Source organism: Exiguobacterium sp. s193, assembly GCF_018618755.1.
Taxonomy (GTDB): Bacteria; Bacillota; Bacilli; order Exiguobacteriales; family Exiguobacteriaceae; genus Exiguobacterium_A.
This window is the reverse complement of record NZ_JACSMR010000001.1, coordinates 534204-549276: the sequence shown is the minus strand read 5'-3', so window position 1 is coordinate 549276 and position 15073 is coordinate 534204. Positions and strand designations below refer to the sequence as shown.

The 15073-nt window shown below is 48.8% G+C and carries 18 protein-coding genes; 11 read left to right on the top strand and 7 right to left on the bottom strand.

Annotation, left to right across the window (positions count from 1 at the left end; translation table 11 throughout):
• Window positions 1-13 precede the first annotated feature (13 nt).
• Genes fliD through KNQ04_RS02655 form a run of 4 tightly spaced genes read left to right on the top strand, consistent with a single transcriptional unit; the run spans window position 14 to window position 2466 of the window.
• Window positions 14-1528, top strand: a complete 1515-nt coding sequence (gene fliD / locus KNQ04_RS02670; RefSeq protein WP_251136821.1) for a flagellar filament capping protein FliD — start codon at window positions 14-16, stop codon at window positions 1526-1528.
• Between the two features lie 15 nt (window positions 1529-1543).
• A complete protein-coding gene (gene fliS / locus KNQ04_RS02665) occupies window positions 1544-1912 on the top strand; it encodes a flagellar export chaperone FliS (RefSeq protein WP_214847084.1) in 369 nt (122 codons plus the stop codon).
• Entirely contained in the window at window positions 1876-2262 is a 387-nt protein-coding gene (locus KNQ04_RS02660) for a hypothetical protein (protein ID WP_251136820.1), read from the top strand. Before fliS ends, KNQ04_RS02660 begins: the two co-directional genes overlap by 37 nt.
• Before the next feature lie 27 nt (window positions 2263-2289).
• Window positions 2290-2466, top strand: a complete 177-nt coding sequence (locus KNQ04_RS02655) for a hypothetical protein (protein WP_214847083.1) — start codon at window positions 2290-2292, stop codon at window positions 2464-2466.
• A gap of 107 nt (window positions 2467-2573) precedes the next feature.
• Here KNQ04_RS02655 and KNQ04_RS02650 read toward each other — a convergent pair whose 3' ends face one another.
• The 7 genes from KNQ04_RS02650 to KNQ04_RS02620 all read right to left on the bottom strand — a co-directional run bounded on the left by KNQ04_RS02650 (window position 2574) and on the right by KNQ04_RS02620 (window position 7812).
• The gene (locus tag KNQ04_RS02650; RefSeq protein WP_214847080.1) at window positions 2574-3242 is read right to left on the bottom strand and encodes a DUF2225 domain-containing protein; all 669 of its coding nucleotides are present in this window, start codon (window positions 3240-3242) and stop codon (window positions 2574-2576) included.
• Between the two features lie 27 nt (window positions 3243-3269).
• Entirely contained in the window at window positions 3270-3710 is a 441-nt protein-coding gene (locus KNQ04_RS02645; protein ID WP_029331409.1) for a YaaR family protein, read from the bottom strand.
• An 18-nt stretch (window positions 3711-3728) separates the two neighbouring features.
• Window positions 3729-4622 (bottom strand): flagellin N-terminal helical domain-containing protein, encoded by an 894-nt coding sequence (locus KNQ04_RS02640; RefSeq protein WP_214847078.1) that lies wholly within the window; start codon window positions 4620-4622, stop codon window positions 3729-3731.
• A complete protein-coding gene (locus KNQ04_RS02635; protein ID WP_214847077.1) occupies window positions 4622-5014 on the bottom strand; it encodes a flagellar export chaperone FliS in 393 nt (130 codons plus the stop codon). Before KNQ04_RS02635 ends, KNQ04_RS02640 begins: the two co-directional genes overlap by 1 nt.
• Entirely contained in the window at window positions 5014-5301 is a 288-nt protein-coding gene (locus KNQ04_RS02630; RefSeq protein WP_029331404.1) for an EscU/YscU/HrcU family type III secretion system export apparatus switch protein, read from the bottom strand. The genes KNQ04_RS02635 and KNQ04_RS02630 overlap by 1 nt, the downstream gene beginning before the upstream one ends.
• Window positions 5302-5310: 9 nt before the next feature.
• Window positions 5311-7212, bottom strand: a complete 1902-nt coding sequence (locus tag KNQ04_RS02625; protein ID WP_214847075.1) for a hypothetical protein — start codon at window positions 7210-7212, stop codon at window positions 5311-5313.
• Between the two features lie 93 nt (window positions 7213-7305).
• Window positions 7306-7812: a competence protein ComK gene (locus tag KNQ04_RS02620; protein ID WP_214847073.1), complete on the bottom strand. Its 507-nt coding sequence runs from the start codon at window positions 7810-7812 to the stop codon at window positions 7306-7308.
• Between the two features lie 251 nt (window positions 7813-8063).
• On the opposite strand from KNQ04_RS02620, the gene KNQ04_RS02615 reads away from it, so the two are divergent.
• The 7 genes from KNQ04_RS02615 to cccB all read left to right on the top strand — a co-directional run bounded on the left by KNQ04_RS02615 (window position 8064) and on the right by cccB (window position 15039).
• Window positions 8064-8264, top strand: coding sequence for a cold shock domain-containing protein (locus KNQ04_RS02615; RefSeq protein ID WP_214847072.1), 201 nt, complete (start codon window positions 8064-8066; stop codon window positions 8262-8264).
• A gap of 280 nt (window positions 8265-8544) precedes the next feature.
• Window positions 8545-9108, top strand: a complete 564-nt coding sequence (gene hpf / locus KNQ04_RS02610) for a ribosome hibernation-promoting factor, HPF/YfiA family (protein WP_026827559.1) — start codon at window positions 8545-8547, stop codon at window positions 9106-9108.
• A 218-nt stretch (window positions 9109-9326) separates the two neighbouring features.
• A complete protein-coding gene (gene secA / locus KNQ04_RS02605) occupies window positions 9327-11846 on the top strand; it encodes a preprotein translocase subunit SecA (protein WP_214847070.1) in 2520 nt (839 codons plus the stop codon).
• Window positions 11847-11913: 67 nt separating this feature from the next.
• Window positions 11914-13014, top strand: coding sequence for a peptide chain release factor 2 (gene prfB, locus KNQ04_RS02600; protein ID WP_034800913.1), 1101 nt, complete (start codon window positions 11914-11916; stop codon window positions 13012-13014).
• 58 nt (window positions 13015-13072) lie between these two features.
• Window positions 13073-13576, top strand: coding sequence for a GNAT family N-acetyltransferase (locus tag KNQ04_RS02595; protein WP_214847068.1), 504 nt, complete (start codon window positions 13073-13075; stop codon window positions 13574-13576).
• A gap of 102 nt (window positions 13577-13678) precedes the next feature.
• Window positions 13679-14548, top strand: coding sequence for a YitT family protein (locus KNQ04_RS02590; protein ID WP_214847066.1), 870 nt, complete (start codon window positions 13679-13681; stop codon window positions 14546-14548).
• A 110-nt stretch (window positions 14549-14658) separates the two neighbouring features.
• The gene (gene cccB / locus KNQ04_RS02585; RefSeq protein ID WP_214847064.1) at window positions 14659-15039 is read left to right on the top strand and encodes a cytochrome c551; all 381 of its coding nucleotides are present in this window, start codon (window positions 14659-14661) and stop codon (window positions 15037-15039) included.
• The last annotated feature ends 34 nt before the right edge of the window (window positions 15040-15073 follow it).

The window sequence follows — 15073 nt, the reverse complement described above, 5'->3', positions numbered from 1 at the left end:
CGATACAGAAACGATGATTAAACAATTGATGCAGGCGGAACGTGCACCTGTCGATCGTTTAGCGCAAAAGAAACAAACCTTAACGTGGCAACGCGATGCCTACCGTGAAATGAACCGGGGATTACTTGACTTACGGACAGCGGCGAGTGACATGTTGTTATCAAAAAACTATATGTCAAAAACCGTCACGAGTTCTGATACGTCAAAGGTGTCAGTAACGGCAAGTTCAACTGCGACTACTGGGAGTGTCACTATTGATAAAGTAGGTCAATTGGCATCTTCAGCTTCTGTTACGATGAAGACTGTACCTGGTCAAGCAGGTAGTGCGACGCTTGCTGATAGTGGCTTATTTACTGTCGACGGCAATGGAAAGGTGAACGTTCAAATCAACACTTTTTCTGCCGACGGAACCGCAGTCAGTGAAACACTTTCGCTTGATTCGACGCAAACACTCACTGACTTGACGGCAGCAATCAATAGTAAAACAAGTCTTGGTATGAGTGCGGTTTACAATGATCTTACCGGAAAGCTTGTCATCACAAAAACAAGCACTGGAAAACTTAATCCGAGTGGAGCCGATATCTCAATTACAGATGCTAATACAGCAACTGAAAAGGTGAATTCAGCAGATCCTGTTTTGGGGAAAGACGGAAAGAACGCTAAGTATACGATTGGTGGACAGGAGCTGGAACAACGAACAAATACATTTACACAAAACGGTCTGACAATTACTTTAAATGGTGCGTCAGATTCACCAGTCACACTTAATACAAAGGTCGATACGCAAGCGAACTTTGATTCAATTAAAAAATTTATCGATAAGTACAACGAGATGATTGATAAAATGAACTCTAAAGTGCGTGAAGAGAAGTACCGCGATTTCCAACCCTTAACGGATGCTCAACGTAAAGAGCTTAGTGAAGATCAAGTTAAAAAGTGGGAAGAAAAAGCGATTAGTGGAGTTTTAAGAAATGACAATTTTCTTCGTAATGGAATAAATCAATTCCGCAGTGCAATTTCTTCGAAAATTGATACGGGTTATACGTACCAATCAGGAACAGATACGGTTGCCTTGAACTACATGTCGCAAATCGGGATTACAACGACGAGTGATTTCCGTGATGGTGGCAAACTTAAAATTGACGAAACAAAGCTAAAAAAAATGCTTGAGGAGCAACCAGAAGGTGTTTATAAACTATTTACAGTGGATGCACCAAATCCTGTTACGAATCCAGATGGTTCAGTTACACCAAACCCTGGGGGACTGGATGGATTTGTTCGTCAAATCCAAGGCTTTTCGAATATTATTAGAGAGAAGATTTCAAAAGTCGCCGGACTTGATGGTGCTATTGCGACGACGTATCGTCTCGGAAAATCATTAGCTGATGTAGATAAGAGTATGCTGTCGTGGGAAGAAAGGCTAGCAAAAAAAGAAAATGCCTATTATCGCCGTTTCGCGGCAATGGAACAGGCGATGAACCAAGCAAATAGTCAATCAGCTACACTTGCGAATTACTTAGGACAATAAGGAGGACTTCAGACGATGAACCCATATGCAACGTACCAATCAAATTCGGTGACGACAGCATTACCGCAAGACTTGACGTTGATGCTGTATGAAGGACTGATTAAGTTTGCGATGATGGCAAAACGTAACATCGAACAAGGGAACATTCAAGAGAAAAATATGTACATTCAAAAAGCACAAGCCATCATCACGGAACTCCAACTGACACTCAATAAATCAATCAGTTTATCAACTGATTTAAATAATTTATATGATTACATGCAGGGACGCTTGATTGACGCGAACATTAAAAATGATGTAACGGCAATCGACGAAGTGATTGGTTTTGCGGAAGAATTCCGTGAAACATGGAAAGAAGCGATGAAGCTCGCGCGTCAGCGATGAGTCCGCTTGATCCGCTGCGCCTGAAGACGAAACACTTAATGGAATTGCTTGAGCAGACACCGGAAGAAGAAGTCTATGATGAATGGCTCAGCAAGATTCAAAACTTGCTGAATGAACGCGAAGCGTTCATTGCCGCTCATTCGAACTTGCTTGCCGGAGCAAATCAAGCGGTCATTCAAGAACTCGTCGCCGAAAGTCGGAAACTAGACTTGAAATTATCTGAAGAAACCGCTAAATTAGGGGTACAAATCAGTCAACTCCGACAGACGAAAGTCAGCCGGAAATCGTATATCGACCCGTACGAAGAAGTGGAAGGTAGTTTTTCACCATATTTTGATTCTCGTCAGTAACTTTCTTATTCTAGGGAGGGATCTTGCGTGACTAAACGTGAAGAGAAAAAACGTACCGTGCCAAAACCGTTTTACCGATCGGATGGTTCGTATGATCAATTCATCGAACCGGACGTCGAGACCGAATCTTGGGAAGAGGCGGAACGCCCGATCTCGGACGGACCTGACGTCTACGAAGAAGAAAAATATCGACGTGAGTCATAACAAAAAAAGGGCATCCGTAATGGATGTCCTTTTCTAATTAAAGAAGCTATCTGATTCGCATTTGTAGAAGCGGATCAGATAGCTTTTTTTGCTGAATAACAGTCGATTTAGACAGAGTGCTGTTCCCGATACAGTTCCCAGTGTTCGCGGGCATCTTTTTTGATCCGGTCAGATATTTTTGGACTTTGGAAGATGAGGCTATACCATTGCTTAGCGTCATCTGTCCGCTCCAAACTCGCATAAAGATCGGCAATTCGCAGTAGCAAAACATCATGCGGGATGCCGGTTCGGACGGCGTCTGTATAATCCAGATAAAGCGCCTCGTATTTTTCGACTGACCGTTCGAGCCAGAGGAATTCCTGTTCCTTGTTTTCGAGCAACCGGTTCAACCAGGCAATCCGAATCCCAAGCATCGCTTGGATGCTGTCTTTTTGTTTTGACACTTGCGCCGTGTAGAGGCATAACTTGTAGATCTGCAACGCTTGCTCTGCAGTCCGCTCGGTCGCCGCAAACGGTAGGACGGGCAATGACGGCAAGATGTTCGTCGCAAGTGTCTCACGCGCGTCCGGGCGCAGTTTTTCGAATGCTTCGTGAAAGATGAGATGGCAATGTTCACACTGGACCGGTTCGTAATAATAGACGTTCGGTCCTTGATAATGAATAAAGCCGTCTAGGTCTGTTCTTTTAATTCGGATATGTCGGCTTAAGACACGTTTCGTCTCTGTTTCCTTGAGGCAATACGGGCATTTACACTTTTTTGAATAGATTTCGGCCATGGTGCTGGCTCCTTTAACTGATTGAGTTTAGACGAAGACGTTGACGAGCATCCCTTTGATTTCCCCGACTTGATCGAGGATATCAAGGCGGCGTGATTCGCCGGAGATGACGGTGTTCGTCAGTTCGAGTAACTTCGCGTCGACCTGTTCGACGACTTTATAGATTTTCGTCCGTCCGCGCCGGTTGAACCCGCGTTTTTCCTCAAGTTGCTGCGATTGATCGAGGGCATCTTTTAAGAAGTCCTTGATTTTTTCTTTATAGCTCTCGAGGTTCTCGATTGTCTGGCTCTCGGCGAGCAATTGTCCATGCTCTTCGACGAGCGTCAATTTTTGTTGGAGCCGTTCGTAGCCTTTATGTTCACGTTTGTCTTGCATTAACGCAGAAAACGTCGTCGACGCCTCGACCTCGCGTGGTCCGGTCTTCGGTGTCTGCAGGCGGCTCGTTTCTTGGATGCGCCGGATATCCATGGCTGTCGTCCTCCCTGATTAGTTGAGTAGTTGTAAGACGCCTTGCGGTAAAGCGTTCGCTTGGGCAATCATTGCCATACCGGATTGATTCAAAATATTGTATTTTGCATATTCCATCATCTCACGCGCCATGTCCGTATCACGAATCCGTGACTCCGACGCCGTCAGGTTTTCTTTACTGACACTGAGGACGGATGTCATCGCTTCGAAGCGGTTTTGGATGGCGCCGAGTTTTGACCGCTGCTTTGAAATCGTATCGATTGCTTGCGTATAACGGCTGATTGCATCATTCGCGTCCTGCTCGGTCATCACGCTGAGGGCGTATTCGGGAGTACCGTCGACGCTCGGGACATCCAATTTGCGGAAATCGGTGTTCGGCTGGGTAGTCGAGCTGATGCCGATGTTTTGTGCCCGCATGTCGTCAATCGTCAAGGAAATGCCTTCGTTTGCTCCGGCATTCGTCTGGATGAAAATTGCATTGTCTTCTGTGCTAAAGTTACCCGTCAATAAATCTTTGCCGTTGAACTGGGTCGTTGTAGCAATCCGTGAGACTTCATTCGTCAGCTGGTTGATTTCTTCCTGGATGGCTGTCCGGTCTTCGGCCGCGAGTGTCCCGTTTCCGGCCTGGACGGCAAGCTCGCGCATCCGTTGTAATAAGTTATGGGTTTCGCTCATGCCGCCTTCAAGCGTCTGGACCATCGAAATGCCGTCGAGGACGTTTTGTTCCGCTTTATCGAGTGCTTTGAGACGGTTTCGCATCTTTTCCGAGATGGCGAGACCGGCCGCGTCATCGGCACCGCGGTTGATTTTTTGACCGCTTGACAGCTTATCCATCGTCGTCTTGACGTTCGTCTGATTGACGCTTAAGTTCCGGTACGCTTTGAGTGCCTGTACGTTATTGGTGATCCGCATTAATAATCCATCCCTTCATACCGTTCATGGTGTGCCGCCCGGACGAGCGGCCGTTCTTTTTTCAGACTGGCGGCTTGCCACGTGACGAGCAGTTCTTCTGCCAGTTGGAGCAGTTCGTCTAACACAAGTGGTGTCCGGTAGGCCTGTAACGTCTGGTCTGCTAAGTAGTGGTAAAGGGCGTCGAGTTGACCGGTGATGATGCCACCGTCGTCATGTAGACCTGCCTGAAGTTTCATTAAGAGTTGATAGGCTTTTTGCAACCGTTCGTTGACTTCGTCGAACCGGTTGGCGTCACGGGCGAGTAACGACCGGTCGTATTGCAGGACGAGCCCTTTGAGCATCGTTTCCGTCAGTTGTTGCGGTGTCATTTGATACAGTTCCTGTTCTGTCATCAGTCCCGTCCTTTCGCGTGATCGAGTTCTTCAATCAACAATAATAATTCTGCCATCACATCGTAGAGTTGCGGCGGAATCGCTGTTCCGAGATCGAGGTCAAGTAAGTGTCCGAGTAGCGACGTATCGTGTTCAATCGCGACACCGCTCGCACGGGCTTCCTGTAAAATCCGGTCCGCTGCTTGTCCGGTCGCCCGGGCGACGACGATTGGCGCACTGCCTGCCTGTTCATCATACCGCAGGACGGCTGCAGATTTCCGATGTTTTAAATCGATTTTTTGATACATGGCTCCTCCTTAAATCCGGTAATCATAGCCGGCAGGTGTGTCGGCTGGTTTGACAGGTTCTTCCGTTACGTGTTCTTTCGTGAACGGATTGAAGCGAATCCGGACGTCTTGAAAGCCGGTTGCTGCTAAAGCATCCGTTGTCCGCTCGAGGAATGGGGTCGCCAGCCGCTCGAGAATCGGCAAATCATTTTCAATCGTGATCTGCATCTTGCGGTTGACCGTTTCGACGCGGACGCCGATGTCGCCGAGCCGGGGTGTCTCAAGCTGGACATAGAGTGTATTGTTTTCCCAGTCGATGACTTCATCGGGTCGTTTATTTTGCAGGTGGACGTGTAAGCCGGCTGTCCCTTCGACGAGTTGGACGGGCAGAGCGAGCAACAGCTGTTGCAGCTGTTGACTGGCATCCGGTTTATTAACTTGCTGCTGTGTCGTCAGGAACGTCTGCAGTTTCGCCGCTTCCGGGTTTGCTGCCGGTGTCGCGAGCTTCAACTCGGCCGTTTGCAATTGAAGAGTCTTCTGAACTGTTTCCTGTAAGACACGGGGGCTGTTTTGCCCCGGTTCGTAAGGAATCGCCCGGTTAGCCGCTTGGGGCATAGATTGTGCAGCCGGTAATGTCGTCGGTAGCGGACGGGCAGCCGGGTTCAACTCCGGTAAGTAGGTCGTCCGAACGTTTGCCGGTGTAAAGCGGAATGCTTCGAAACCGAGCCTTACTTCCTGAAGAACTGCTTTTGCCTCAGTTCCACGGCCGCTTGCGGCAAGATCCGCCCCGCGTTCGAGTTTCGACAGCCACTGAATCAATTGTTTTTCGTCACGCATCGACGTATGTAACATCGCATCCGTCTGTTGGAGCGTTTGCCGGAGGCGGTTCGCCGTACTTTCGATGACTTGTGCCATCTGTGCCGGACGCCCTTCGACAAGCGGTTCGATTTGTTTCAGTTGTGAGACGATCGTCCGCTGATTACTGCGGAAGTCGTTCGTCATCTCGGCCAGTCGTGGTGTCACTTCGCGGACGATCGTCAATGCTGAGCGGACGGGTGATGTTGCCGGTTCGACCGACTTCGCAACGGGCGGCGTGACCGTCTCCGTTGTTTGCCGGGCAGCCGTCAGTGTCATCAATTGTTCGAGTTTCGTCGGAGTTGCTGCCGTCACTTCAAGCGGGAAGTGGGGACGGAGCTGCTCCCGGGCTTCGTGTAATGCGCCACGGTCGATTGCTTCGAAAATCTGTGTTTGCGCTTCGCGCGGCAAATGCGTCACGATTTGGCGTAAGACGGGCTCTGTTGCCTGGTCGACATCACTTCGTGTCGGAAGTGTCGTCCGGGCGACGTCGAGTGCGATAACGTTGCCGAGTGTCGGTTTATCGACGACCGCTTGCCGTTCCGGTAATAAATCGACGAGCGAATCAGTCGAGGTAAGCAAGTTGCTGATCAGCGCGTCGGCGTCCGCCGGCAAGGCACTGTCGGAAGGGCGGGTGACAAGAGCGACGACGAGGTCTTTGTATGTTCCTTGCAGAGCGGCGACGAGCCGGGCGACGGTCTCCGGTGTTTGCGGCAGTTGCCCTGTCGCAAGCAGTCGGGCGACGGCTTGTTTTAAGTCTTGTGGTAAATCTTCGAGCAAGGTCGGATCGACGCCAGTCGCGTCGGTCTTGACGGGACTCGCCGGTGCAGGAGTGGTCTGGTCCGTCAACTGTTCAATTAAATATCCTTCCGTCGTCGTTCCTTTTACCTTAAACTGGAATTCGCCGGTGGGGACGTCACCTGTGAACGTCATCTCGATTTGATCCCGTCCGACCTGGACGAGTGCCGTGTTCGGTCCTGTCTGTTCGAGCACGGTCCCGGTATAGGTCTTTTTGTCGGACAGTGTCGCCGGTTTCGACGGGACGGCTGGACTGTTTGGTTGCAACTGGATATTCATCGCTGCACCTCCTGTTCAATAAATTCTTCATCTTATTATATATCGGCATAAACAAAAAAGGATTGAGCGAATTCATCGCCCAATCGATTTTTTTTAATGTTTGATTGCATTAAAGCGTTCCTCTAATGTCATCGCGTTCAATTGTTGGTAACGAGCCATCAGCTCGCCGGTTGCTTTCATTTGGTTACGGACGATGTAGGGAGAGGCGTTTACGGGAAGGATCATGCCATTACGAGTTTGGAGTTTAGTTTGTCCGTCCTCCTCGATGACGTCGGACATGTGACTCCAGGCATACCACTCGCAATCATCACGTTTTGGTGATTTGGTAGGGAAAAAGACGAGACCAAGCGTCGGTTCGATGACGACAGGTACTTTTCCTTTGACGGACGCGACACGTTTAGCCGTGACGATCCGTTCCTCGATGGAACTGTTGTACTGCCTGCAAGACAGCTGCAGGAGTTGATACGGACGAAGCGGCGTCATGATCGTTGAGCCGTCTTCTAGGACGATGATGGATTGTTTCATCATGTCGTAGCACGGCAAAATCGCAACGGTCCGTTTCGTGATTCGATACTTTTCGTCATTATGGAATGGTCGCATTCGACTGCATCCTCCTTAGAATAGGACAATGGATAAAATAGGTAATTACTAACGATATAATACAATACTACACCTGTAATGACAATGTAATTTTTTTAAATATACAGCAATAGATGGCGTTTTATTTTCGAAATCGTCACTGAATTCAAATTAGTCTGAATTTTTAATTGTCAATAATTCCTTCTTTTGATAGACTAAGCGGTAGAGAGCTTGCTCTCGAACTCTGGTTTGCGAAGGGAACGTGAATTCGAATGGAACAAGGCAAAGTAAAATGGTTTAATGCTGAAAAGGGTTACGGCTTCATCGAGACATCAGACGCAAAAGACGTCTTCGTCCACTTCTCAGCGATTCAAGCAGACGGTTACAAATCACTTGAAGAAGGCGAAGAAGTTGAGTTTGAAGTCGTCGAAGGCGATCGCGGTCCACAAGCTGCGAACGTGTCGAAACTTTAATCCAAGTCGCAGCCACCACCGTTTTTAGGCAATGCCTAAAAGCGGTTTTTTGTTTCATCTTATTTTGTTACGGGTATATACGCTAATATCACCACACAAAACTATTATAGTACGCTAGAGATTGAGGGGGATGTTCAACAGAATGTCATCGTTTTCATTTCCTTGTATCGTTTATCGTGGTATAATAATTACGAACCAAAAGAATTTTGAATCTTCAGAAGGAAACGCCTGAAGTTTATCGAATTCATAGGTTCAACCGGTTACTTAAGGAGGAGTTTACATGATCTACAACATTCGCGGTGAAAACTTGGACGTCACAGATGCTCTCAAGGATTACGTCGAGAAAAAGCTTGAAAAGTTAACTCGTTATTTTACAACTCCTACGGAAGCGCAGACGGCTTATGTTAATCTCAAAGTCAACAATGAGAAGCAAAAAGTCGAAGTGACGATTCCAATGCCAAACCTCTTGCTTCGTGCAGAGGATGTAAATGGCGACATGTACGCAGCAATCGACCTCGTCGTCGATAAGCTCGAACGTCAAATCCGGAAACACAAAACAAAGATCAATCGGAGAGGACGCGCCAAAGAAGGCGGCATTGGGGAGTACTTCAAAACGCTCGAAGGACCGGAGGCAGAAGCACCTGTCTACGAAGAGGATGAAGCGGAACTCGAACTCGTTCGAACAAAACGTTTCACACTCAAGCCGATGGATACGGAAGAAGCGATTCTTCAAATGGATATGCTCGGTCACACGTTCTTCGTCTTCTCAGACGCTGAAACGGGTAACACGAACGTCGTTTATCGTCGGAAAGACGGTCGTTACGGCTTGATTGAACCAGAATAATGAATGTACAAGGGACTCGCTCTTAGGAGTGAGTCCCTTTTTGATATGCTAGAAAACTATATTTTTGATTGATGCGTATGCTTGATGGAAGCAGGAAGAAGAGAGGTTTCGCGGTCCGCGTGTTGAAATTTGACGGCGTATTCGGTACACTGAATAAAGGAAAAATCTCGGAATTCTGTTCATATAAAGAATCGTTCGAAGTAAGGGGACTGTAAGGCATGGCTAATTTTCTAAAAGAGTTATTCGCACCGACGAAACGTGTCCTGAAAAAAGCAGACAAAGCGGCAGACGCCGTTGAAGCACTCGAAGAACAAATCGGTGCTTTATCAGATCAAGAATTAGAAGGTAAAGTAGTGGAGTTTCGGACGCGTCTTGCGGACGGAGAAGATTTGGATGATATCTTACCGGAAGCATTCGCCGTCTGTCGTGAAGTATCGACACGTGTCTTAGGCATGCGTCACTATCGCGTCCAATTGATTGGGGGATATGTCCTGCATAACGGGGATATCGCCGAGATGAAGACAGGGGAAGGGAAAACGCTTGTTGCGACGCTTCCTGTTTATTTGAATGCACTCGCCGGCAATGGCGTTCACGTCATCACCGTCAACGAATATTTGGCAAAACGTGACCGTGACATCATGGAGCCGCTCTACGCGGCACTCGGTCTATCGGTCGGTTTGAACCTGTCAAGCATGTCACGTCAAGAAAAACAAGCAGCGTATAGCTGTGACATCACGTACGGAACGAACAATGAGTTCGGATTCGATTACTTGCGTGACAACATGGTCCTCTATAAAGAAGACCGCGTCCAACGTCCGCTCTCTTATGCCGTCGTCGATGAAGTCGACTCGATTCTCGTCGATGAAGCGCGGACACCACTGATCATTTCAGGTTCTGCCGAAAAATCAACAGCGCTTTATTCACAAGCGGACATGTTTGCAAAGATGATGAAAGCGGATGAAGATTATACGGTCGACATCAAAACGAAAAGTGTTCTGTTGACGGAACAGGGAATCGACCGTGCTGAGAAATACTTCGGCATCGACAACTTGTTTGGACTTGAACACGTCGCACTCAATCATCACTTGAGCCTCGCGCTCCGAGCGAATTCAGTCATGCATCGTGACGTCGACTACATGATTCGGGAAGACGAAGTCATGATCATCGACCAATTCACAGGTCGTGTCATGGAAGGTCGCCGGTATTCGGAAGGACTTCACCAAGCAATCGAAGCAAAAGAAGGTGTCGAGATTCAACGTGAGTCGATGACACTAGCGACGATCACGTATCAAAACTTCTTCCGGATGTATACGAAACTTGCCGGGATGACCGGTACGGCGAAGACGGAGGAAGAAGAGTTCCGTAACATCTATAACATGCATGTCGTACCGGTTCCGACGAATAAACCCGTCATCCGTAACGATCAGCCGGATTTGATTTTCAAGACGATGAACGGAAAATTTGCTGCCGTCGCAGACGAAATCGCCCGTGCGAACCGGGAAGGACAACCTGTCCTCGTCGGTACGGTCGCTGTTGAAACGTCGGAACTCCTCAGTGGGATCCTCAAGAAACGTGGCATCCGTCACGAAGTCTTGAATGCGAAAAACCATGCCCGTGAAGCAGAAATCATCGAGAATGCGGGGCAACCGAACTCGGTAACGATCGCAACGAACATGGCCGGTCGTGGTACCGACATCAAGCTCGGCGCAGGCGTCATCGAAAAAGGTGGTCTCTACATCCTCGGGACAGAACGTCACGAGTCGCGCCGGATTGATAACCAGTTACGTGGTCGGGCCGGTCGTCAAGGAGACCCGGGGGCATCCCAGTTCTACCTTTCACTCGAAGATGAACTGATGCGTCGTTTCGGATCAGATTCCCTGCAATCGATGATGGACCGTCTTGGAATGGACGATTCGCAACCAATCGAAAGCCGGATGGTCTCACGTGCCGTCGAATCCGCTCAAAAACGGGTCGAAGGAAATAACTTCGATGCACGGAAACAAGTCCTCGGGTATGATAATGTCATGGCCGACCAACGGAAAGTCATGTACGCGGACCGGGCCGCGATTCTTGATGCGCAGTCTGTGTCCGACATCGTCCGTCCAATGATGGAACAAACGATTGAATCAGGTGTCCATCAGTACACACCGATCGAGTTCGTTCCGGAAGAATGGAGCATCGGTGCACTTGCGGACTGGGCGAACCAGACGCTTGCCGTCGAAGAAAAAGTGACGGAGCAAGAGTTGTTCGGCAAAGAACGCGAAGAAATCATCGAGCTGCTCAAAGAGCGGACGTTCGCACACTACGAACACAAACGGTCGGAAGTACCGGCTGAAGCGTTTGACGAGTTTGAAAAAGTCATCGTCTTACGTGCCGTCGACCAACACTGGATGAACCACATCGATCAGATGGATCAGTTGCGTGAAGGGATTCACCTTCGTGCCTACGGTCAAAATGATCCACTGCGGGAATACCAATCAGAAGGTTCGATGATGTTCGATACGATGAACGCGGCAATCGCAGAAGAAGTGACACAATTTGTCCTTCGTGCCGACCTTGATCCGAACTTGAAACGCGAAAAAGTCGTCAAAGATGAAGTCGCGGTCTCAGGAAAAGAGGATAAGGTCGTCAAAAAAGCGCCCGTCCGTAAAAACCCGAATGACCAAATCGGACGCAACGACCCATGTTGGTGCGGATCCGGTAAAAAATATAAGAACTGTCACGGCCGTCAGGCGTAAGTGATGAATCGACTGAAAGAGGCGGGAGATTCCTGCCTCTTTTGACGGAAAGAGAAGGTGGAACACAATGGAATTAGCAGAAATACGCAACACCGCCGAGTGGATGGAAAAGAAACTCGGAGAATATAAGGCATCGCTCGATTTAGAAACGAAGATTTCCCGGATCGAAGAGCTTGAAAACGAGATGACGTTCCCGGACTTCTGGAACAATCAAGAAGAAGCGCAAAAAGTCATCGACGAGTCGAACGGTTTGAAGGCGATGGTCGATAAGTACCAACACCTCGCCGATGGACATGAGAACATCGTTTTGACGTATGAATTGATTAAAGAAGAGCCGGATGTCGAGTTACAAGAAGAGCTCGAGTCAGAACTCGGCGACATCAAACAGAAGTTCGACGAGTTTGAACTACAAATCTTGTTGAACGGTGAATATGACGCCAACAATGCCATCCTTGAGTTGCACCCAGGTGCAGGCGGGACCGAGTCGCAAGACTGGGCGTCAATGTTGTTACGGATGTATCAACGCTTCTGCGACAAACAGGGTTGGAAAGTCGAAACAATGGACTACCAACCAGGTGACGAAGCGGGTGTCAAATCAGTCACGCTCCGTATTCAAGGGCACAATGCCTATGGATACTTAAAAGCGGAAAAAGGGATTCACCGTCTCGTCCGGATCTCGCCATTTGATTCGTCGGGCCGTCGTCATACGTCGTTCGTCTCGTGTGACGTCATGCCGGAGTTCAACGATGACATCGATATCGACATTCGGACGGAAGACCTCCGTGTCGATACGTACCGCGCGTCAGGTGCCGGTGGACAGCACATCAATACGACCGACTCTGCCGTCCGGATCACACACGTACCGACGGGCGTCGTCGTTTCATGTCAACAAGAACGTTCGCAAATCAAGAACCGTGAAGCAGCGATGAAGATGTTGAAAGCAAAACTCTACCAACGTGAAATCGAGGAGAAACAAAAGAAACTCGATGAAATCCGTGGCGAAAAATCGGATATCGCGTGGGGAAGCCAGATTCGTTCATACGTCTTCCACCCATACAGCATGGTCAAGGATCACCGGACGAACTACGAAGTCGGGAATACGCAAGGGGCAATGGATGGCGACATCATGGGCTTCATCGATGCCTACCTCCGTTTACTCAATATGTAACAAGCACCTGCCGTCGACGGTCATGTCGGCGGTTTTTTTCAAAAAAGGAGGAACTGCGATGATCATTCGTCAGGAAAAATTTAAGGATGCGGCGGCGATTCGCCGTGTTCATGAAGCAGCATTTGAACAGGCTGCAGAATCGGATTTAGTCGACGCGTTGCGGGAAGACGACGAGGCGATGCCGCGGTTCAGCCGGGTCGCCGTCGCTGACCGGGGAGAAATCATCGGTCACGTCTTACTCAGTCGCATCCATATCGAGGACGTCCCGTCTCTTGCGTTAGCACCGGTCGGGGTGATGCCGGTCTGGCAACGCAAAGGCATCGGGTCAGAGTTGATTCGCCAAGTCATCGAGGAAGCTCGGGAAGCGGGGGAACACCATATCGTCGTGCTCGGACACGACAGTTATTATCCCCAGTTCGGGTTTGAGCGGGCAATCGATTACGGAATCGAAGCACCGTTCCCGGTTCCGGCAGACGTCTTCTTCGTCATGCCGCTCGTCCGAAATGCCTTAACGGGCGTCACGGGGACGGTCCGGTATTCAAAACCCTTTAGTGCGGTATAAGAGAACCACTGCGAGTTGGTCGGACTGGCTAGTCGTCACTTCCCTTTTTGCGCTAAAATAAAAAACAGGTTCTAGATTTTAAGGTAAGGGGAAATGCAACGCATGACATCGACACGTCAGGAAGTCGTCCGCGACTATATTTATTTATTATTAGGTTCATTATTCGTCGCCAGTGCCTTCAGCCTGTTTCTCGCACCGAATCAACTTGCCTCGGGAGGCGTCAGTGGTCTGTCGATCGTCCTGAATGAGTTGTTCGGGATTTCACCGGGACTGTTCCAGCTTGCTGCGAACATTATTTTGCTTGCGATCGGTTGGATGATTCTCGGGATGGGGTTCGGCGTCAAGTCACTCGTCGGCTCCATTTTTTTGCCCGTCGTCATCTTGATTTATGAACGCTTCGAGGTCCCGGCAGCAACGATGAATCCGATGCTCGCCGCGATTTTTGGTGGGGCTGGCGTCGGAATCGGACTTGGGCTCATCTTTAAGGGACGCGCCTCGACCGGAGGGATGGATTTAATTGCCCAAATTCTGCACCGCTTCACGAAACTGCCGCTTCATTTATGTATCGCCTTGCTCGACGGGACGATCGTCATCAGTGCCGCGATCATCTTCTCGCTCGAAATCGGTCTGTATGCGCTCGTCGCGTTGTTCATCACGATCAAGATGATCGACATCGTCCAACTCGGGATTACGAACGACAAGCTCGCGTATATCATCTCGGATCAACGGGAAGCACTCGTCAAAGAGATTTTCGAGACGCTCGACCGTGGGGCAACGGAAATCGAGGCGGCTGGTGCGTATACCCGAAAACGAAAACCGATGCTGATGGTTGTCGTCCGCCAAGGCGAAATCACGACCTTAAAAGAAATCGTCAAACACATTGATCCGACCGCGTTCCTCGTCGTCAGCGAAGCGCATGAAGTACTCGGACTTGGATTTACGGACGACAAGCGGTATCACAATGTGCCCTAAATGTAGTAAAAACGTGAAGTTTTTGTGAAATCATGCTTAAGAATCGTCAGGAACGGTTATACTCTAATTAGGTAAGAATGGTGCTTGGCATTTTTAAGGGGGTATGACGGATGAAATTAAAAAATCTTTTACTCGCGGCAGGATTAGGCGCAACACTTGCACTCGGTGCTTGTGGTAGTGATGATTCAAGCTCATCGGATACAACAAAAGAGGATACGTCGATGAACGATGATTCGTCGATGAATGATGATTCTTCAAAAACTGAAACAGCAGTCAACGCGGAAAAAATCTTCGCGAACAACTGTGCAACGTGTCACGGGAACAATTTAGAAGGAAACGTTGGACCTAACTTAACAAAAGTCGGTTCAAAATATTCGTCTGAAGAAATTCAAAAAATCATCAAGAACGGTAAAGGGCAGATGCCTGCTGGAATCTTGAAAGACGATAAAGAAATCGTCGCTGTCGCTGACTGGTTGGCAGATATGAAATAAGAATGACTATGTGATAGTATGGGACAAGAGATGC